Origin of the sequence: Streptomyces sp. NPDC014861 (assembly GCF_043081625.1) — a bacterium.
Lineage (GTDB): Bacteria > Actinomycetota > Actinomycetes > Streptomycetales > Streptomycetaceae > Streptomyces.
This window is the reverse complement of record NZ_JBIBWV010000004.1, coordinates 199,606-218,427: the sequence shown is the minus strand read 5'-3', so window position 1 is coordinate 218,427 and position 18,822 is coordinate 199,606. Positions and strand designations below refer to the sequence as shown.

Sequence of the window (18,822 nt, the reverse complement as noted above, 5' to 3'; positions counted from 1 at the left end):
CACCCCTGCCCCCCGACCGGACGATCGGGCAGCATAGGGCCCATGTCCGTACTGACGCGCGACGAAGCGCAGACCCGTGCCCAGCTGCTCGACGTCCACCACTACACGGTGGACCTCGACCTCACCGGCGGCGACGAGACCTTCGGGTCCACCAGCCGCATCCGCTTCACCGCCCGCGCCGCGGGGGACACCTTCGTCGAAGTCAAGCCGGACACCCTCCACTCCGTCACCCTCGACGGCAAGCCCCTCGACCCCGCCGCCCTCGACGGGAACCGGCTCGCGCTCGGCCTCACCGAGGGCGAGCACGAGCTGACCCTCACCGCCACCATGCGCTACTCGCACACCGGCGAGGGCATGCACCGCTTCCTCGACCCCACCGACGGCGAGTCCTACGTCTACACCCAGCTCTTCATGGAAGACGTCCAGCGCGTCTTCGCCGCCTTCGACCAGCCCGACCTGAAGGCCGTCTTCGAGGTCTCCGTCACCGCCCCCGAGGGCTGGACCGTCCTCTCCAACAGCGTCACCGAACGCCGGCCGGACGGCCGCTGGACCGCGGCCCCCACCCCGCCGGTCTCCACCTACCTCGTCTGCGTCGCCGCCGGCCCCTGGCACTCCGTCCGCACCGAGCACGCCGGACTGCCCTTCGGCATCCACTGCCGCCGCTCCCTCGCCCCCTACCTCGACGCCGACGCCGACGAGATCACCACCGTCACCAAGGCGTGCTACGACCGCTACCACGAGAAGTTCGACGAGCCCTACCCCTTCGACTCCTACGACCAGGCGTTCGTCCCCGAGTTCAACGCCGGAGCCATGGAGAACCCCGGCCTCGTCACCTTCCGCGACGAGTTCGTCTTCCGCTCCGCCGTCACCGCCACCGAGCGGATGACCCGCGCCATGGTCATCGCCCACGAGATGGCCCACATGTGGTTCGGCGACCTCGTCACCCTCCGCTGGTGGGACGACATCTGGCTGAACGAGTCCTTCGCCGAGTACATGGGCTACCAGACCGTCAACGAAGCCTGCTCCGACCTCTTCGCCGACACCTGGATCGACTTCGGCGTCGCCCGCAAGGCCTGGGGGTACGACGCCGACCAGCGCCCCTCCACCCACCCCGTCGCCCCGGACCCCGAGGCCGTCCCCGACACCGCCTCCGCCCTCCTCAACTTCGACGGCATCTCCTACGCCAAGGGCGCCTCCGCCCTCCGCCAGCTCGTCGCCTGGCTCGGCGAGGAGGACTTCCTCGCCGGCATCAACATCCACTTCAAGCGGCACAGGTTCGGCAACGCCACCCTCGCCGACTTCATCGACAACCTCGCCGCCGCCACCGACCGCGACGTCCACGCCTGGGCCGAGCGGTGGCTGCGCACCACCGGCGTCGACACCCTCACCCCCCGCCTCACCGGCGAGAGCAACCGCTGGGACCTCGCCGTCGACCGCGCGGGCAGCCGCCCCCACCGCATCGAGGCCGGCCTCTACGACCGCCGCCCCGACGGCGAACTCGCCCTCCGCGAGCGCGTCGCCCTCGACGTGCCGCAGCCCGAGCCCGTCCGGCTCACCGGCCCCCGCCCCGCCCTCGTCGTCCTCAACGACGGCGACCTCAGCTACGCCAAGCTCCGCTTCGACGACACCTCCCAGGAGTCCGCCCTCCACGGCCTCTCCCGCATCCCCGACCCGCTCACCCGGGCCGTGGTGTGGAACGCCGTGCGCGACATGGTCCGCGACGGCGAGCTGGAGCCCTCCGCCTACCTGGAGACCGCCCGCGCCCACCTCACCGAGGAGAACGAACTCGGCATCGTCCAGGGCGTCCTGGCCTTCGCCCGCACCCAGGTCGCCGACCGGTACGTCACCGCCGAGCAGCGCCCCGCCGCCCTCGCCGGCCTCCGCGAGACCGCCCGCGCCCTGCTCCGCCGCACCGAGGACGGCGACGACCCGGGCCTGCGCCTCACCGCCGTCCGCGCCCTGATCGACAGCGCCACCACCCCCGACCAGATCGCCTCCTGGCTCGACGAGGGCACCGTCCACGGCGGCCCCGAGCTCGACCCGGAGCTGCGCTGGCGCATCCTCGCCCGGCTCGCCGTCCTCGGCGCCACCGACGAGACCGCCATCGCCGCCGAGCTGGCGCGCGACCCCAGCGCCACCGGCCAGGAAGGCGCAGCCCGCTGCCGCGCCTCCCTCCCCGACCCGGCGGCGAAAGCGACCGCCTGGGCCGCCATGTTCGACTCCGACGACCTGTCGAACTACCTGTTCACCGCCACCGCCCTCGGCTTCTGGCAGCCCGAGCAGGCCGAGCTGGTCGAGGAGTACGTCGAGCGCTTCTACGACGCGGCCATCGCCCTCGGCGACCGCCGCGGCCCCGCCATGGCCGAGGCCGCCGGCCGCCACGCCTTCCCGGCGTACGCCGTCGACGCCGACTCCCTCGCCCTCGGCGAGCGCCGCCTCGCCGACGGCACCATGATCCCCGCCCTCCACCGCAGGCTCACCGACCAGCTCGACGACCTCTCCCGCGCCCTCCGCGTCCGCCAGAGCTGACCCCTCCGGGGCGCGGCGCACCCGCCGCGCCGCGCCCCGGTCCGCAAGCCGCCGTCCCTCGTTCGGGTCACGTCCTCGCGGTCGCCGGACAGGGCCCCCACCGGCCCGGCACCCTGTCGTCCATGCGTGCCGCACCCCCGCCACCCCTCGCCGCCCAGCCCACCCCGCTCAGCCGCCTCCTCGGCATCGCCCTGGACGCCCTGCGCACCGGCGCGGAGGAACGCGGCGGCCCGCTGCCGGCCGGCGGGCCCCTCGCCGTCACGGCCCGGGTCCGCGACACGCTCGGAGCCGTACTCCCCGAGACCGGCAGCGGGCCCGACGAGGCCCTGCGCACCCTGGTCCACCTGATCGCCGCCGGCGCCGCCGACCCCGCCCACCCGCTGTGCGCCGCCCACCTGCACACCCCGCCGCTCGCCGTCGCGGCCGCCGCCGACCTCGCCGCCACCGCGCTCAACCCCTCCATGGACTCCTGGGACCAGGCGCCCGCCGCCTCCGCCCTGGAGGCCGAGGTCACCGCCGCGCTCGCCGCCGAGGTCTTCCCCGGAGCGACCCGCCCCGACGCGCTCGTCACCACCGGCGGCACCGAGGCCAACCAGCTGGCCCTGCTCCTCGCCCGCGAGCGGCACGGCCCCGCCCTCACCACCGTCACCGGCGCCCACGCCCACCACTCCGTCCGCCGCGCCACCTGGCTCCTCGGCCTCCCCGAACCGGTCACCCTCCCCACCCCGCACGGCGTCCTCGACCCCGAGACCGTGGCCCGCGCCCTCGCCGGCCTGGAGGGGCCCGTCCTCCTCGCCGCCACCGCCGGCACCACCGACGAGGGCCTGATCGACCCCCTCCCGGAACTCGCCGACGCCTGCGCCGCGCACGGCGCCGAACTCCACGTCGACGCGGCCTACGGCGGCCCGCTCCTCCTCAGCCGCACCCACCGCCCCCTCCTGGCGGGCCTGGACCGGGCCCGTACGGTCGGCCTCGACCTGCACAAGCTCGGCTGGCAGCCGGCCGCCGCCGGACTCCTCGCGGTCCGCGACCGCGCCGACCTCACCGCCCTCGCCCACACCGCCGCCTACCTCAACGCCGGCGACGACACCGAGGCCGGCCTCCCCGACCTCCTCGGCCGCTCCCTGCGCACCACCCGCCGCCCCGACGTCCTCAAGGCCGCCGTCACCCTGCGCGCCCTCGGCCGCACCGGCCTCGGCGCCCTGGTCGACCTCTGCATGGAACGCGCCCAGGACCTCGCCGACCTCGTGGAGAAGGCCCCCGGCCTGGAACTGCGCGCCCGGCCCGCCCTCACCACCGTCCTCTTCCGCCCCGCCGGCGCCGAGGACGCGCGGGTCGCCGCGGTCCGGCGCACCCTCCTCACCGACGGGCGCGCCGTCCTGGGCCGCGCCGAGGCGGACGGCCGGCTCTGGCTGAAGGCCACCCTCCTCAACCCCCACACCACCCCCGACGACCTGGCCCAGCTCATCTCCCTCGTGGAACTCGCGGAAGGCGGCACCGACCGATGACCGGCAGCACCCCCCAGCAGGACCTCGACCGCCCGCACGATCTGGTCGGCGTCGGCATCGGCCCGTTCAACCTCTCGCTCGCCGCCCTCGCCGACGGCGTCCCCGGCGGCATCGCCGCCACCTTCTTCGAGCAGCGCCCCGCCTTCCACTGGCACCCGGGCCTCCTCATCGACGGCGCCACCCTCCAGGTCCCCTTCCTCGCCGATCTGGTCACCCTCGCCGACCCCGCCAGCCCCTGGTCCTTCCTCAGCTACCTGCGCAGCCTCGAACGGCTCTTCCCCTTCTACTTCGCGGAGAAGTTCCACATCCAGCGCGCCGAGTACGACGCCTACTGCCGCTGGGCCAGCGAGCGGCTCCCCGGCCTCCACTTCGGCCACCAGGTCGACTCGGTCCGCTGGAACCCCGAACGGAAGCTGTTCGAGGTCGACTTCACCCAGCTCGACCAGGACGGCGAGGCCGCCGCCCTCGGCCGCGCCTACACCCGGAACGTGGTCCTCGGCGTCGGCACCGAGCCGTACGTCCCCGAACCGCTGCGCCCGCTCGCCGACGCCCCCGGCGTCCCGGTGATCCACTCCGCCGACTACCTCGACCACCGGGACCGGCTGCTCGCCGCGGGCCACGTCACCGTCATCGGCTCCGGCCAGTCCGGCGCCGAGGTCTTCCTCGACCTGCTCCGCGCCCGCCCGGTCGGCGCCGAGCGGATCAGCTGGCTCTCCCGCACCGAGGCCTTCGCGCCCATGGAGTACTCGAAGCTGGGCCTGGAGCACTTCACGCCCGACTACACCCGCTACTTCCACGCCCTGCCCGAGCCGGTCCGCGGTGAACTGGTGCCCCGCCAGTGGCAGTTGCACAAGGGCATCGACGCGGACACCATCGCCGCCCTCCACGACGAGCTCTACCGGCGCACCCTGCACGGCGGCTGGCCGGACGCCGTCCTCACCCCCGGCGTCCGCGTCCGCACGGCGGGCCGGGTCGCCACCACCCAGGTCGAGCTCCACCTGGAACACGTCCAGCAGGGCTCCCGCTCCCGGCTCACCACCGACGCGGTCGTCCTCGCCACCGGCTACCGGGAGCGCCCGGTGGACCGGATGCTGGCCGGGCTCGACCCGTATCTGCGGCACGACTCGGCGGGCCGGGCGAGGATCGACGAGCGGTACCGGCTGGTGCTCGACCCCTCGGTCACCGGATCGGTGTACGTGCAGAACGCCGAGCGCCACACCCACGGCGTGGGCGCCCCCGACCTGGGTCTCGCCGCCTGGCGCAGCGCGGTCATCCTCAACTCGGTGACGGGGAAGGAGCCGTACCCGCTGCCGCGGCGGACCGCCTTCACCAGCTTCGGCCTGGACGCGCGAGAGGCGCGAGAGGCGCCGGGCATCCCGGCCCAGGGCCGGAAGCTGACGCCTCTCGTGGAGCACTGAGCGGTCAGAGGACCGGCACGCCGTCCCGGGTCAGCCTCCAGCCCACCGACGCGAACCGGCCGGGGTCGACCGTGCCCTCGGCCCGCACCCACTGGATGATCGTGTTGCGGATCTCGTCCGAGTCCGCCCACAGCTGCTGGGCGCCGGCGACGTGCGGGAAGGCACCGCCGCCGGCGGCGCGGTAGTTGTTGACGGCGAGCACGAACCGCGCCGCCGGGTCGAGGGGTGCGCCCTCGAAGGAGAGACCGGTGATCCGCTGCCCGGCGGGCTTGGCGATGTCGATGTCGTAGGTCAGGCCGGAGACGGCGTCGTAGTTGTAGTCCGGGGTGTTGTCCGCGTTGGTGAGCTTCGCGGTGTCGACGGGGGCGCCCGCCGGGGTCCGGACGTAGTACTTCGCCGAGTACTCCAGGTACTCCTTCAGCTGGGCGCCCGTCATCAGTCGGGCCTCCAGGGTGTTCTCGAAGGGGTAGAGCCCGGCGGCGTCCTTGATGGTGATCGCGCCGGCCGGGATGCGGGCGGTGCGGGAGAAGCAGGACGCCTGCGAGAGCACCGGCAGCTCCGCGTACGCGCCGCCGGCCAGCGCCGCCTTCACGGTCTCGGTCTGGACGACGTTGATCAGGTCGATGATCGGCTCGTCCTTCCACGGCGCGTCGGCCGTGGTCATGTCGGCGGTGGAGGTGCCGATGACCGTGTTGACGTACTCCACGACCTTCCTGTGCTCGTCGGCGAGCAGTCCGGTGATCTTCGGGTCCTCCTCGACGGTGTTGGAGTTGAGGACCTGGGCGGCGACCCGCTCCACCGTCCAGCGGCCCCTCGCCCACACGAGGTCGAAGTCGAAGAGGGTGAGGCGCTGGCCCCACTTCAGCGGCTCGGAGAGGACGACCTCCTCGCCGGTCTCCTTGTTGGCGATCCGGTACTCGGGGATCTCGGTGTGGGCGTGGCCGACGAGGATCGCGTCGATGCCGGGGACCTGCTCGGCGACGAGCCCGGCCGCGTTCTCGACGTGGGGGAGCTGGTCGCCGTAGGAGGAGGTGCCGCTGGAGCCGGAGTGGGCGGAGACGATCACCACGTCGGCGCCCATGGAGCGCAGCTTCGGCACCCACTTCGCGGCCTGCTCCTCCAGGCCGGGGAAGACCATCTTCCCGCTGACGTTGGCCTTGTCCCAGATCGCGATGCCGGGGTTGGTCAGGCCGAGGACCGCGACCCGGACGTCCCTGCCGTGCGGGGTGCGCAGCCGGTGGACGCTGTACGGCGGGAAGGCCGGGCGCAGCGTCCTGGCGTCGAGCGCGTTGGCGCCGAGCAGCGGGAAGTCGCACTGCTCCTCGAACTTCCGCAGCACCGGGATGCCGTAGTTGAACTCGTGGTTGCCGAGCGCGGCGGCGTCGTAGCCGATGGCGTTCATGGCCTGGGCCATCGGGTGGACCGGGCCGCCCTTGCGGGTGATGGGGTCGATCTTGGCGTAGTAGTACGAGAGCTGGGTGCCCTGGATGGTGTCGCCGGCGTCGATGAGCAGGGTGTTGCGGCGGCCCTTGGCGGCGCGGACCTGGTTCACCAGGGTGGAGATCTTCGCGAGGCCGACGTCGTTGTGCGCCTTGTCGTCGAACTCCTTGTCCGTGAAGTAGTCCCAGTTGAGGACGTTGCCGTGCAGGTCGGTGGTGCCCATGACGGTGAAGGAGTACCGCTTGGCCGGCTTGGGGCGGTGCCCGTGCGCCGCGGCGGGGGAGGCGGCCCCGGCGGTGAGGGCGGCCCCGGCTCCGACGGCGGCGGAGCTCTCCAGGAAGGTCCGGCGGTTCAGCGGCATGTGCGTACTCCTCGGTTCGTGACGCGCTGTCCCCGGTGCACAACGCGCGTAGATTCTGGCTCAGACCTTTCCGCGGCAACAGCCCTTTCGGGTTACGGAGTGGGAAAGTGTTCGCATGCCACCGATCCCCGTTCCCGAGGAGTCCGCCGTGTCGCAGCCGCATCCCACCCCGCAGGCCCCGCAGGTGACGGTCCGTGGCGAGGGCCGACTGGAGGTCGAGCCCGAGCTGGCCAGGATCGCGGTGGCCGTCACCGCGCGGGGCGCCGACCGGGCCGGCGTACTGGCCGATCTGACCCGTCGCAACGCCGAGGTCCTCGACCTGATCAGGGCGCGCGGTGCGGCCGTGTCGAAGCTGGAGACGGGCGGCCTCTCGGTCGCCCCGGAGCGGCCCCGCCGGGGGAAGGGCGAGGCGCGGCTCCACCGGGGGCACGTGCGGATCACCGTCGAGCTCACCGACTTCACCGCCCTCGGCGAGCTGGTGCCCGAACTCGCCGACCGTGAGGAGACGGAGGTGAACGGCCCCTGGTGGGAGCTGTGGCCGGACTCGCGGGCGTACGCGGAGGCGCGCCGGCTCGCGGTGACGGAGGCCGTGCGGCGGGCGCGCGCCTACGCGGAGGCGCTGGGCACCTCGCTGGGCTCACTCCTCGAACTGTCGGACGCCGGAGCGGCGGAGGCGGGTGCGTACCGGCGCGGCGGCTTCTCCCCGGTCTCCGCCGCCTACGCGGTGGAGGGCATCGGCGGGGCTCCCTCCCTGGACCTCGCACCGCAGCGACAGGAGGTGACCGCCGAGGTCGTCGCGCGGTTCACGATGCTGCCGCCCGCACTCTGAGACGGGGCGCCCGGGGGCGCGGAAAACGCTCATCGGAGCAGTGCGGCGCACAGATTCAAGTCTTGTCAACAACGTTTCACGCAAAGGTTGTTGAGTAGTCATGCCCATCCCACCGGCTACTGATGGGTAAGGCCCTAGGCTCGCCTCATGCGCCGAGCGAAAATCGTTTGTACCCTTGGGCCCGCCACCGAAACATACGACCAGATCAAGGCGTTGATCGAGGCCGGAATGGACGTGGCCCGCCTCAACCTCAGCCACGGCACCTACGCCGAGCACGAGGAGCGATACCAGCGGGTCCGCAAGGCGGCCGACGAGGCGGGCCGCAGCGTCGGCGTCCTCGCCGACCTTCAAGGCCCGAAGATCCGGCTCGGCCGATTCCGCGAGGGTCCGGTACTCCTTGAACGCGGCGACGAGTTCACCATCACCGTCGAGCCGATGGAGGGCGACCGCCACTGCTGCGGCACCACCTACTCCGGCCTCGCCGCGGACGTCACCGCCGGTGAGCGGATCCTCGTCGACGACGGCCGGGTGACCCTGGAGGTCACCTCCGTCGACGGGCCCCGGGTGGTCACCCGGGTCGTCGAGGGCGGCATGGTCTCCGACCACAAGGGGCTCAACCTGCCGGGCGTCGCCGTCTCGGTCCCCGCGCTCTCCGAGAAGGACGTCGAGGACCTCCGCTGGGCGCTGCGCACCGGAGCGGACGTCATCGCCCTCTCCTTCGTCCGCTCGGCCCGGGACATCGACGACGTCCACCGGATCATGGACGAGGAGGGCCGCCGCCTCCCGGTCATCGCCAAGATCGAGAAGCCGCAGGCGGTCGAGAACATCGAGGAGATCGTCGCCGCCTTCGACGGGATCATGGTCGCCCGCGGCGACCTCGGCGTCGAGATGCCGCTGGAGCAGGTCCCGATCGTCCAGAAGCGCGCGGTGAAGCTGGCGAAGCGCAACGCCAAGCCGGTCATCGTCGCCACCCAGATGCTCGACTCGATGATCGAGAACTCGCGGCCCACCCGCGCCGAGGCGTCCGACGTCGCCAACGCCGTCATCGACGGCACCGACGCCGTCATGCTCTCCGGCGAGACCAGTGTCGGCCGCCACCCGGTCGAGACCGTCCGCACGATGAGCCGGATCGTGGAGGCGGCCGAGGAGGACGTCCTCGCCAAGGGCCTCCCGCCGCTGACCGAGCGGAACAAGCCCCGCACCCAGGGCGGCGCGGTGGCCCGTGCCGCCGCCGAGATGGGCGACTTCCTCGGCGCGAAGTTCCTGGTCGCCTTCACCCAGTCCGGCGACACCGTGCGACGGCTCTCCCGCTACCGCTCGCCGATCCCGCTGCTGGCCTTCACCCCGGACGCGGCGACGCGGGCGCAGCTCAATCTGACCTGGGGCGTCGAGACCTTCCTCGGCCCGCACGTCGACTCCACCGACGCCATGGTGGCCCAGGTCGACGAGGAGCTGCTGCGGATCGGACGCTGCGCGAAGGGCGACATCGTGGTGATCACGGCCGGCTCCCCGCCCGGGGTCTCCGGCTCCACCAACCTCGTCCGCGTCCACCACATCGGGGATCCGCTCTCGTAGTCGCGCGACGGCACACCGAGAAGAGCCCCGCCACCACCCCGGTGGCGGGGCTCCGGCGTTCCGCGCGGACGAGGAGGACCGGGCCGAGGTGATCCGCCCGGGGCGCTGCGGCGGCATGGAGTGCCTCGCCGAGCGGGCGATCGCGCGCACCGGCGTCCCTGTCGTGGACGGCGTCGCGGCCGCCGGGGAAGACGACCTGACGCAGAATCCGACTCCGGAGCCGGGCGGCGGTCGTCAGTGCTTGGGACCCACGTGGGTGTCCATGAGTGCGACTGAGGCCCTACGGGCTATGGAGATGTTCTGCGCGATCCTCGACTGGTTCGTGGCCTTCCACTCGACGCCGACGCGGTCGAGGGCGTGGGTGAAGAGCCCGAGGATGTCGGTGGACGAGTTGGTGAAGAAGTAGCGGGGGTACTCGTACCGCCTCCGCTCACCGCCGACGAGCCGGGTCGTCCAGTTCGTGATCCGGCTCCCGTCCGAATGGATGAGTCCCCGGATGAAGGCCCAGGGGTGGGTGTCGACGATCTCCCGCTGCCAGGCTTCGAGCGAGATGCGCCGCTCGTGCTTCTTGCCGGGGCCGTGCTGCGGGAAGAGGCAGGCGAGGTGTTGGGAGTAGACCTTGACCTCGGTGCACCCCTGTCTCGGGACCTTCGACGCGTGATTGCCGGGCAGGACGGATTGCATGACCCGCACGCAGGCGTCGATGAGGCCGGGCCAGCTGTCGGTGCAGGAGATGGACAGACTCGGCACCCGCATGGCAGGGCTCTGAGCGATATGGCCGTCGCCGAGGTAGAGCCCGAGCAGGTACGCGTAGGCGACTTCGTCGAGCTCGGATCCGTCGCACCTGGGACACAAGGGGCTGCCCCTGCCCGGGCACTCGCCGCGCTTCGCGCGGTCCATGTGCTTCCAGTAACCGATCGTGCCGAGTGGCACGCTCAACATCTTGGCGACAGCCGAGTTTCTCGCGCCGCTCCGCAACAGGTCGAGTGCCTGCCGGCGTGTTCCCATGTCGTACATGCAGCCGAGCGTGACCGGCCCGCCTCAATGGCTGGCTGGGAACGGGAGTGGTTCACGCGTGTGGGTGACGATCATTCACTGCCCGGCTACCTTCGAATCGAAGGAAAAGTGCCCCGGGTCGGACTCGAACCGACACTGTGTGGGTTTTGAATCCACTGCCTGCTGCCAATTGGGCTACCGGGGCCCGCAGAATCAAAGGTTTACCCTGGCCCTCTGCGCGTCCACCATACCGCAGCTAGGTAGGCTCATGGGGAGCTGTATCCGCCTCGGAACGAGGCCATCGAACGAGGAGCCCGCGTGACTGCCCCCGAGTCGCCCCAGCCCGCCGACACCGCCGACGACGCGTCGCACGTCCCGCCGCTGACCACCCGCGTCGTCATCGCCGAGGACGAGGCCCTCATCCGCCTCGACCTCAAGGAGATGCTGGAGGAAGAGGGCTACACGGTCGTCGGCGAGGCCGGCGACGGCGAGGCCGCCGTCGAGCTGGCCCGCGAACACCGCCCCGATCTCGTCATCCTCGACGTGAAGATGCCCAAGCTCGACGGCATCTCCGCCGCCGAGAAGATCGCCGGCGAGTCCATCGCCCCCGTCCTCATGCTCACCGCCTTCTCCCAGCGCGACCTCGTCGAGCGCGCCCGCGACGCCGGCGCCATGGCCTACCTGGTCAAGCCCTTCAGCAAGAGCGACGTGGTGCCCGCCATCGAGATGGCCGTCTCCCGCTTCGCCGAGCTGCGCGCCCTGGAGCAGGAGGTCGCCGACCTCTCCCAGCGCCTGGAGACCCGCAAGCTGGTCGACCGTGCCAAGTCGATCCTCCAGACCCAGTACGGCCTCGCCGAGCCGGCCGCCTTCCGCTGGATCCAGAAGACCTCCATGGACCGCCGCATGTCCATGCAGCAGGTCGCCGAGGCCGTCATCGAGGACGCCGAGGAGAAGAAGGCCGCCAAGGGGCAGTAGCCCCCGGCCCGTACACGGCGGAAGGCCCGCCCCGCGTCACGCGGGGCGGGCCTTCTCGTGCACGCGGGGTGTCAGTCCTCGCCGAGGTACGCCTTGCGGACGGACTCGTCGTGGAGGAGGTCGCCGCCCGTGCCCGAGAGCACGATCTTGCCGATCTCCATCACGTGACCGTGGTCCGCGAGCGCCAGCGCGGCCTGGGCGTTCTGCTCGACGAGCAGGATCGTGGTGCCCTGGGCCTTCAGCTCGGCGATGGTCGCCATGATCTTCTGCATCATGATCGGCGAGAGGCCCATGGAGGGCTCGTCGAGCATGAGCAGCTTCGGCTGGGACATCAGCGCCCGGCCCATGGCGAGCATCTGCTGCTCACCGCCGGAGAGCGTGCCGGCCGCCTGCTTGCGACGCTCGCCCAGGATCGGGAAGAGGTCGTAGGCGCGCTGCACGTCCTTGGCGATGCCGGCGCTGTCCTTCCGGAGGAAGGCGCCGAGGAGCAGGTTCTCCTCGATGCTCATGCGCGGGAAGATGTGCCTGCCCTCGGGGGAGTGGGCCAGACCCAGCGAGACGATCTTGTGGGCGGGGATCTTGCGGAGGGACTTGCCCTCGAACTTGATCTGTCCGCCGACCGGCTTGAGGAGCCCGGAGAGGGTCCGCAGGGTGGTGGTCTTCCCGGCGCCGTTGGTGCCGATGAGGGTGACGACCTCGCCCGCCTCCACGGAGAAGGAGATGCCCTTGACGGCCTCGATCTTTCCGTAGGCGACGCGCAGGTCCTCGACTTCGAGCAGTGCGGTCATGCGTCGTTCTCCTTGCCCGGAGCGGCGTCCTTCGCGGTCTTCGCCGCGTCCGCCGGGGTGTCGTCCTCGGCCGGGGTCTCCTCCGCCGGAGCGTCGTCGGCGACGTCCGCCGGAGCGTCGTCCGCCGGAGCGTCCTCGGCCGCGGTCCCGTCCTCCGGCGCCTCGGCCTCGGGGGCCGGGGCCTTCGCCGCCGGGGTCTCGTCGATCGGCTCGCCGAGGTACGCGGCGATGACCCGCTCGTCGCTCTGGACGGTCTGGCTGTCGCCCTCGATCAGCTTCTGGCCCTGCACGAGCACGGCGACCCGGTCGCAGAGGTTGAAGATGAACCGCATGTCGTGCTCGATGACGAGCACGGCGATGCCCATGTCCCGGATCGCGAAGATGAGCTCCTCGGCCGCGCGGGTCTCCTGCGGGTTCATGCCGGCGGTCGGCTCGTCCAGCAGGATCAGGCCCGGGTCGCTCGCCAGCGCGCGGGCGATCTCCAGCTTGCGCTGCTCGCCGTACGGCAGGTTCTTGGCGAGGTGCTGCGCCTTGTGCGCCAGGCCGATGAACTCCAGGAGTTCCATCGCGCGCTTCTCGGAGGCCGCCTCGGCCTTCTTGAAGCCCGGGCCGCGCAGCAGGGCGGACCAGAGGCCCTCCTTGGTGCGGGTGTGCCGGCCGACGAGCACGTTCTCCAGGACCGTCATGTTGTTGAAGAGACGGATGTTCTGGAAGGTACGGGCGATGCCGGCCGCGGTGACCTTGAAGGACTTCGGCGGCAGGACCTGGCCCTTGTAGCGGACCTCGCCCTCGGTGGGCACGTACAGGCCCGTCAGGCAGTTGAAGAAGGTGGTCTTGCCGGCGCCGTTCGGGCCGATCAGACCGACGATCTCGCCGCTGTTGACGGTCAGGTCCACGTCGCGGACGGCGGTCAGGCCGCCGAAGCGCATGGTGACCCCGCGTGCGTCGAGCACGGTCTCGCGGGCGGCCGGCTCCGCGCCGGCCCCGGCCTTGGTGGTGGTCGTCGTCATGGTTCAGGCACCTGCCTTGGCGGGCGTAGCGACCGGCTCGTTCTTCTCTTCGTGCTCGTGGAACTCGAGCTGCCGCCGCTTGTCCGCGATGATGCCCTCCGGGCGGAAGCGCATGATCAGCACGAGCGCGACACCGAAGGCGAAGAGCTGGTACTCGCCCATGAACTGGAGCTTGTTCGGGATGAGGAAGAGCAGGGCCGCGCCGACCAGCGGACCGCTCATCGTGCCCATGCCGCCGAGGACGACGGCCGCGAGCAGGAAGGCGGAGTTGGGCGGGATCGGACCGGCGAAGAGGTACTGCTCCGGCGTCACCGTGTAGGTGACGTGGGCCTGCACCGTACCGGCCAGACCGGCCAGACCGGCGCCGAGCGCGAAGGCGATCAGCTTCACCCGGAAGCCGTTGATGCCCATGGCCAGCGCGGCGGTCTCGTCCTCGCGGATCGCGACCCAGGCGCGGCCGATGCGGGAGTTGCCGGAGCGCTTGAAGACCAGCACGACGACCGCGGTGATCAGCAGCATCAGGAAGAAGTAGTTGGCGAACCGGCCGATGGTGAAGCCGGCGATGGTGTGCGCCTGCCCGAAGTCGAACCCGAAGAAGTTCAGGTTCGGGATGGACGCGATGCCGTTGGAGCCGTTGGTGATGTCCGGGCCCGAGGTGCCGTCGGTGTTCATCACCGTGATGCGGAAGATCTCACCGAAGCCGAGCGTCACGATGGCGAGGTAGTCGCCGCGCAGCCGCAGGGTCGGGGCGCCGATCAGGACGCCGAAGACCACCGAGGCCGCGGCGCCGACCAGGATCGCCGCCCAGAAGGGGAGGTGCACGCCGAACGGCGAGGTCGGGGCGCCCGAGACGAGGGCCGCCGCGTAGGCGCCGACGCCGAGGAAGGCGACGTAGCCGAGGTCGAGGAGACCGGCGAGGCCGACGACGATGTTCAGGCCCAGGGCGACCGTGGCGAAGATCAGGATGTAGACGCCGAGCGTCGCGTACTGGTCGTCGGTCTGGGTGAAGGGGAACAGCGCCGCGGCGATGAACGCGCCCGCGATCGACAGGTTCTGGTGCTTCGAGGTGAGCTGCGTGAGCTGCTTGAGCAGACCGGAGGCGCTGATCGCGGCGAAGCCGAGGCCGGCCGTGATCAGGAAGCCGAGGAACAGCTCGTCGTACTCGGTGCCGATGCCGTACGTGAAGACGCTCAGGGCGAGGCCGAGGGCGACCGCGATGATCAGGATCTCGACGGCCGACGGCAGCGGCGGAAGCTTCCGCGCCGCGCGCGGGGCGGCGAAGGCGGCCTTGGTGACGGCCCACTTGTTGCGACGACGCTGCGTGAGCTGGTCCCAGAAGGTGTCCTCCGGGTCGACCGGCTGCACGTCCGGGCGCGTGAAGGGGAGCGACAGGGCGGCCAGCAGGGTGACCAGGGAGGTGACCGCGACGATCACGCCGCCGGGCTCCAGGTTGACGAGGCCGCCGAGCTCGATGCTGATCGCGTCGACCGTGAACTGGGCGGTCGCGAAGGTGGCGAGCGCGGCGAAGCGGATCGCCCCGTCGGCGCCGGCCGGGGTCAGCCAGCCGATGCCCTTGATCCCGTACGAGGAGAGGACGAAGAGGGCGGTCAGGACACCGAGCAGCAGGACCTGGAGCTGGAGTCCGGCCGGGTAGCCGTACACGGTGAGGTCGCCCGGGAAGCTGGCGTCCCAGGTCCAGGCGAGGAAGCAGCTCGCCACGGTGAGGACGGAGCCGCCGAGGACGACGGCGCGGGCGATCGGCTCCGGGAGGAGGCCGATCAGACCACGGTCGGCGGTCTTCGCGGGCTCCTCGGCGGCGGGTGCCTGGGGGTTCTCGGAGATGGTGGTCATGGTGCTCACGCCCTGTCCGCGACGCGCTCGCCGAGCAGACCCTGGGGCCTGGCGAGGAGGACGACGATGAGGAGTACGAAGGCCCAGACGTTGGCCCAGGACTGGCCGCCGAGCTGCTCCATACCGGGGATCTGGTCGATGTAGGCGGTCGCCATGGTCTCGGCGACACCGAGGACGAGACCGCCGATCATGGCGCCGTAGATGTTGCCGATGCCGCCGAGGACGGCGGCGGTGAACGCCTTCAGTCCGAGGAGGAAGCCCATCTTGTAGTCGACGACGCCGTACTTGAGGCCGTAGGCGACGGCGCCGACGGCGGCGAAGATGGCGCCGAGGGCGAACGCGATCACGATGATCCGGTCGGTGTTGACGCCCATGAGCTTCGCGGTGTCCGGGTCCTGCGCCGTGGCCTGCATGCCGCGCCCGGTCCGGGTGCGCATGACGAAGAAGGCGAGGAAGGCCATGCAGATCGGGGCCGCGATGACGAGGAAGATGTCACCGGTCTGGATCGTGACGGGACCCAGCTCGATCGGGCCGCCGGGGATCTGCGGGAAGGTCCGCGCGGACTTGGCCTCCGGGTACCAGACCCAGACGGCGTACTGCAGGGCGAGCGAGAGGCCGATGGCCGTGATGAGGGGCGCGAGGCGTGGGCCGCCGCGGAGCGGACGATAGGCGAATCGTTCCGCTCCGACGGCTATCGTCGTCGCGACGATCACGGCGCCGATGATCATGAGGGGAAGCGCGACCCACATGCTGGTGCCGCCGGGCAGGATGAGCCAGACCGTGAGGGCACCGAAGCCGCCGGTCATGAAGATCTCGCCATGGGCGAAGTTGATGAGCTGGACGATGCCGTAGACCATCGTGTAGCCGACGGCGACCAGCCCGTACATGGATCCCAGTAGCAGGCCGTTGACCAGCTGCTGCGGCAGTTCGTTCACCGCATTGTCCTCCGAGACTTTCGACGGATATGACACCGCGCGGGGTGCCGGTTGTGTGCGGCCCCCCGCGCGGTGAAAGGTGGTGCTGAGTGGGGTGGAGCTGAGGGTTCAGCTGCCGGAGTGCTCGGTCACTCGCCGAAGGTGCCGGACTTGACCGGGGCGAAGGCGCCGCCCTTGACCTGGTAGGCGGTCAGCTGCTTGTTGGTGGTGTCACCGAACTCGTCGAAGGCGACGGAGCCGGTCACGCCCTCGAAGGAGACACCCTGCAGGGCCTCGACGACCTTGCCGCGGGCGTCCTCGGGGAGCTTGCCGCCGTTGCCGTCGACGACCTTCTTGACGGCCTCGATGATCGACCAGGTCGAGTCGTAGGAGTAGCCGCCGTAGGCCTCGAAGGCCTCCTTGTAGTTCGCGGCCTTGTAGTTGGCCAGGAACTCCTTGGCGGAGGCGAGGGTCTCGATCGGGGCGCCGACGGAGGTGGCGATGTCGCCCTCGGCCGCGGTGGCACCCGCCAGCTTGACGTACTCGGGGGAGAAGAGCGCGTCACCGCCGACGACGGTGACCTTGGCGCCGGCCTCCTTGATCTGCTTGGCCAGCGGGCCGGCGGCCGGGTACTCGCCACCGTAGTAGACGACGTCCGCGCCGGAGCTCTTGACCTGGGTGGCGACCGCGGAGAAGTCCTTGGTCTCGGGGTCGATGTGCTGGGTGCCGACGACCTTGCCGCCGAGCTTCTCCCACTCGCCCTTGAAGGTGCCCGCGAGGCCGGCGCCGTAGGTCTTCTTGTCGTCGATGATGAACGCCTTGGTCTTCTTGGCGTCATTGAAGACGTACTGGGCCGCGAACGGGCCCTGGATGGCGTCGGTGGTGGCGGTGCGGAAGTACGACTTGTAGCCGCGCTTCTTGTCGCCGGAGGCCCAGTTCGGGCCCTGGGAGAGCGCCGGGTTGGTGTTGGCCGGGGAGACCTGCACCAGCTTGGCGTCGTCGAAGACCTTCTGCATCGACTCTGCGACGCCGGAGTTCAGCGGGCCGACCACGCCGAGGACGGTCTTGTCGGCGACCAGCTTGGTGGCGTTCTGCTGGCCGGCCGAGGGCTGGGCCTGGTCGTCCAGGGAGACCAGCTTGAAGGTCACGCCCTCGACGTACTTCTTCTTGTTGGCCGTGTTGACCGCGAGGTCGGCCGAGTTCTTGATGCCGAGGCCGAGGGCGGAGAGCTCACCGGTGAGCGGGGCGTCCAGACCGATGGTGACGGTCACGCCGTCGCCGTTGCCGGAGCCACCGTTGCCGCCCTTGTCGTCGCGCGAACCGCAGGCGGTGAGAGTGAGTGCTCCCGCGGTGACCGCGGTGGTGAGTATGAGCAACGAACGGTTTCGCACGAAGGGTCCTTTCCCTGGCGCGGCCCCCTCTGCCGAGGCGGTGCCGTGGAGCTGCGGAGCAAGAGGTGCCGTTGGTGATTGCCGGGCCGTACTGAGTGCCGGTACGAGGCCGTGCAGTAGGTCGCGCCCAGTGGCGCGGTGACTGGCGGTGACTCTAAGCGCAGGTGGGGAGGGTCGGGGAGCGGCGAGGGAAGGATGTGACTGTCTTGTTATGCCGACGGCTCGGCGGGGGCTGAGAGGTCCGGGTAAATCAGGGCATAGCGGCCTGTAACACGGTGTTCACATCGTGAGAACGCCCAGTTCCGCTAAGGGGCTTGAGGGAATCTTGGTACTGACCGGAAACTTCGCCGACTCTCCGGATATCGGACGCGGCGCCCGAACTGAGCGGACGGATGTCAAGCTTCGGCCTCCGTCCGGACATCTCCCCCCTTGATCACGGAGTGTGACGAAAACGGCTTGCCGGCCGGGTGGGCGGAGGCCCTCCCCGGACCCTCGGAGTCGGCCGGAACCCACCACTTTCGAACGTACCTCCGAGGCCCGGGGGTTGGGAGGTGCTGGCGTGAAAACGACATGCGGGGACGGGAGTTCGGAGTGCGGACGGTGACCGGCCGCGCGACGGCGGCCCGGCCCCGCCGCGGAGCCCGTTCCCGGGAACGCCGAGGGGGCGGTACGCCTCCGCGTACCGCCCCCTCGCGAAACCGGCCGACCGGCCCCGGATCAGGCGCCGTTGAGCCTCGCCTGCTCCGGCAGGTTCCCCGCGTCCCCCGGGCCGATCTCCCGCAGCATGCACGTCAGGCGGGCGGAGCAGACCCGGCGGCCCTCCTCGTCGCTGATGACGATCTCGTACGTCGCCGTGGACCGGCCGCGGTGCACCGGGGTCGCCACGCCGGTCACCAGACCGCTCCGTGCCCCACGGTGATGGGTGCAGTTCAGGTCCACGCCGACCGCGATCTTCGACGAGCCGCCGTGCAGCATCGAGCCCACCGAGCCGAGGGTCTCCGCGAGCACCGCCGAGGCGCCGCCGTGCAGCAGCCCGTACGGCTGGGTGTTCCCCTCCACCGGCATGGTGCCGACGACCTTCTCCGCCGACGCCTCCAGGATCTGGACGCCCATCCGGTTGCCCAGGTGCCCCGCCGAGAACAGCGCCGGCAGATCCACGCCGAGCGCTGCGTACTCGTCGATGACCTCCTGCGGGAACTTCACGTGCTGCTGCTCACCCATGACCCGGCTCCGTTCG

14 protein-coding genes, 1 tRNA gene and 1 pseudogene are annotated in these 18,822 nt (G+C 71.1%); 7 read left to right on the top strand and 9 right to left on the bottom strand.

What is annotated here, in order from left to right:
• The first annotated feature begins 42 nt into the window (after positions 1-42).
• The 3 genes from pepN (at position 43) to ACF1BN_RS10480 (ending at position 5,455) form a co-directional block, all read left to right on the top strand.
• Positions 43-2,529, top strand: coding sequence for an aminopeptidase N (gene pepN, locus ACF1BN_RS10490; protein WP_392331193.1), 2,487 nt, complete (start codon positions 43-45; stop codon positions 2,527-2,529).
• Positions 2,530-2,651: 122 nt separating this feature from the next.
• Positions 2,652-4,037 carry a pyridoxal phosphate-dependent decarboxylase family protein gene (locus tag ACF1BN_RS10485; RefSeq protein ID WP_392331192.1) on the top strand — a complete coding sequence of 462 codons (1,386 nt, stop codon included), beginning with the start codon at positions 2,652-2,654 and terminating at the stop codon, positions 4,035-4,037.
• Complete coding sequence (locus ACF1BN_RS10480) at positions 4,034-5,455, top strand: lysine N(6)-hydroxylase/L-ornithine N(5)-oxygenase family protein (protein WP_392331191.1); 1,422 nt, start codon at positions 4,034-4,036, stop codon at positions 5,453-5,455. Before ACF1BN_RS10485 ends, ACF1BN_RS10480 begins: the two co-directional genes overlap by 4 nt.
• Positions 5,456-5,459: 4 nt before the next feature.
• Here the strand turns inward: ACF1BN_RS10480 and ACF1BN_RS10475 are convergent, their stop codons facing one another.
• Entirely contained in the window at positions 5,460-7,256 is a 1,797-nt protein-coding gene (locus ACF1BN_RS10475; protein WP_392331190.1) for a bifunctional metallophosphatase/5'-nucleotidase, read from the bottom strand.
• A gap of 148 nt (positions 7,257-7,404) precedes the next feature.
• Here ACF1BN_RS10475 and ACF1BN_RS10470 point away from each other — a divergent pair, with 148 nt between their 5' ends.
• From ACF1BN_RS10470 to ACF1BN_RS10460, 3 genes and pseudogenes are all read left to right on the top strand, one after another.
• Complete coding sequence (locus ACF1BN_RS10470; RefSeq protein ID WP_392331189.1) at positions 7,405-8,085, top strand: SIMPL domain-containing protein; 681 nt, start codon at positions 7,405-7,407, stop codon at positions 8,083-8,085.
• Between the two features lie 147 nt (positions 8,086-8,232).
• Positions 8,233-9,660: a pyruvate kinase gene (gene pyk / locus ACF1BN_RS10465; RefSeq protein ID WP_392331188.1), complete on the top strand. Its 1,428-nt coding sequence runs from the start codon at positions 8,233-8,235 to the stop codon at positions 9,658-9,660.
• A gap of 55 nt (positions 9,661-9,715) precedes the next feature.
• Positions 9,716-9,844: pseudogene (locus ACF1BN_RS10460) on the top strand (Asp/Glu/hydantoin racemase); the annotation flags it as partial.
• A 50-nt stretch (positions 9,845-9,894) separates the two neighbouring features.
• On the opposite strand, the gene ACF1BN_RS10455 reads toward ACF1BN_RS10460, so the two are convergent.
• Both ACF1BN_RS10455 and ACF1BN_RS10450 read right to left on the bottom strand, forming a co-directional pair.
• Positions 9,895-10,677: a helix-turn-helix domain-containing protein gene (locus ACF1BN_RS10455; RefSeq protein WP_392331187.1), complete on the bottom strand. Its 783-nt coding sequence runs from the start codon at positions 10,675-10,677 to the stop codon at positions 9,895-9,897.
• 109 nt (positions 10,678-10,786) lie between these two features.
• Positions 10,787-10,861: transfer RNA gene (locus ACF1BN_RS10450), tRNA-Leu, on the bottom strand.
• Between the two features lie 113 nt (positions 10,862-10,974).
• Between ACF1BN_RS10450 and ACF1BN_RS10445 the strand changes: the two genes are divergently transcribed.
• Entirely contained in the window at positions 10,975-11,631 is a 657-nt protein-coding gene (locus tag ACF1BN_RS10445; RefSeq protein ID WP_392331186.1) for an ANTAR domain-containing response regulator, read from the top strand.
• Between the two features lie 71 nt (positions 11,632-11,702).
• On the opposite strand, the gene ACF1BN_RS10440 is transcribed toward ACF1BN_RS10445, so the two are convergent.
• The 6 genes from ACF1BN_RS10440 to ACF1BN_RS10415 form a co-directional block, all read right to left on the bottom strand.
• Complete coding sequence (locus ACF1BN_RS10440) at positions 11,703-12,419, bottom strand: ABC transporter ATP-binding protein (protein WP_376603425.1); 717 nt, start codon at positions 12,417-12,419, stop codon at positions 11,703-11,705.
• Complete coding sequence (locus tag ACF1BN_RS10435) at positions 12,416-13,429, bottom strand: ABC transporter ATP-binding protein (protein WP_392331185.1); 1,014 nt, start codon at positions 13,427-13,429, stop codon at positions 12,416-12,418. Before ACF1BN_RS10435 ends, ACF1BN_RS10440 begins: the two co-directional genes overlap by 4 nt.
• Before the next feature lie 3 nt (positions 13,430-13,432).
• Complete coding sequence (locus ACF1BN_RS10430; RefSeq protein ID WP_392331184.1) at positions 13,433-15,289, bottom strand: branched-chain amino acid ABC transporter permease; 1,857 nt, start codon at positions 15,287-15,289, stop codon at positions 13,433-13,435.
• Positions 15,286-16,215 carry a branched-chain amino acid ABC transporter permease gene (locus tag ACF1BN_RS10425; RefSeq protein WP_376603419.1) on the bottom strand — a complete coding sequence of 310 codons (930 nt, stop codon included), beginning with the start codon at positions 16,213-16,215 and terminating at the stop codon, positions 15,286-15,288. The genes ACF1BN_RS10430 and ACF1BN_RS10425 overlap by 4 nt, the downstream gene beginning before the upstream one ends.
• Before the next feature lie 128 nt (positions 16,216-16,343).
• Positions 16,344-17,585 (bottom strand): branched-chain amino acid ABC transporter substrate-binding protein, encoded by a 1,242-nt coding sequence (locus tag ACF1BN_RS10420; protein WP_392331183.1) that lies wholly within the window; start codon positions 17,583-17,585, stop codon positions 16,344-16,346.
• 717 nt (positions 17,586-18,302) lie between these two features.
• On the bottom strand, positions 18,303-18,806 hold the full coding sequence (locus ACF1BN_RS10415; protein WP_392331182.1) for a PaaI family thioesterase: 504 nt from the start codon (positions 18,804-18,806) through the stop codon (positions 18,303-18,305).
• Between the last annotated feature and the right edge of the window lie 16 nt (positions 18,807-18,822).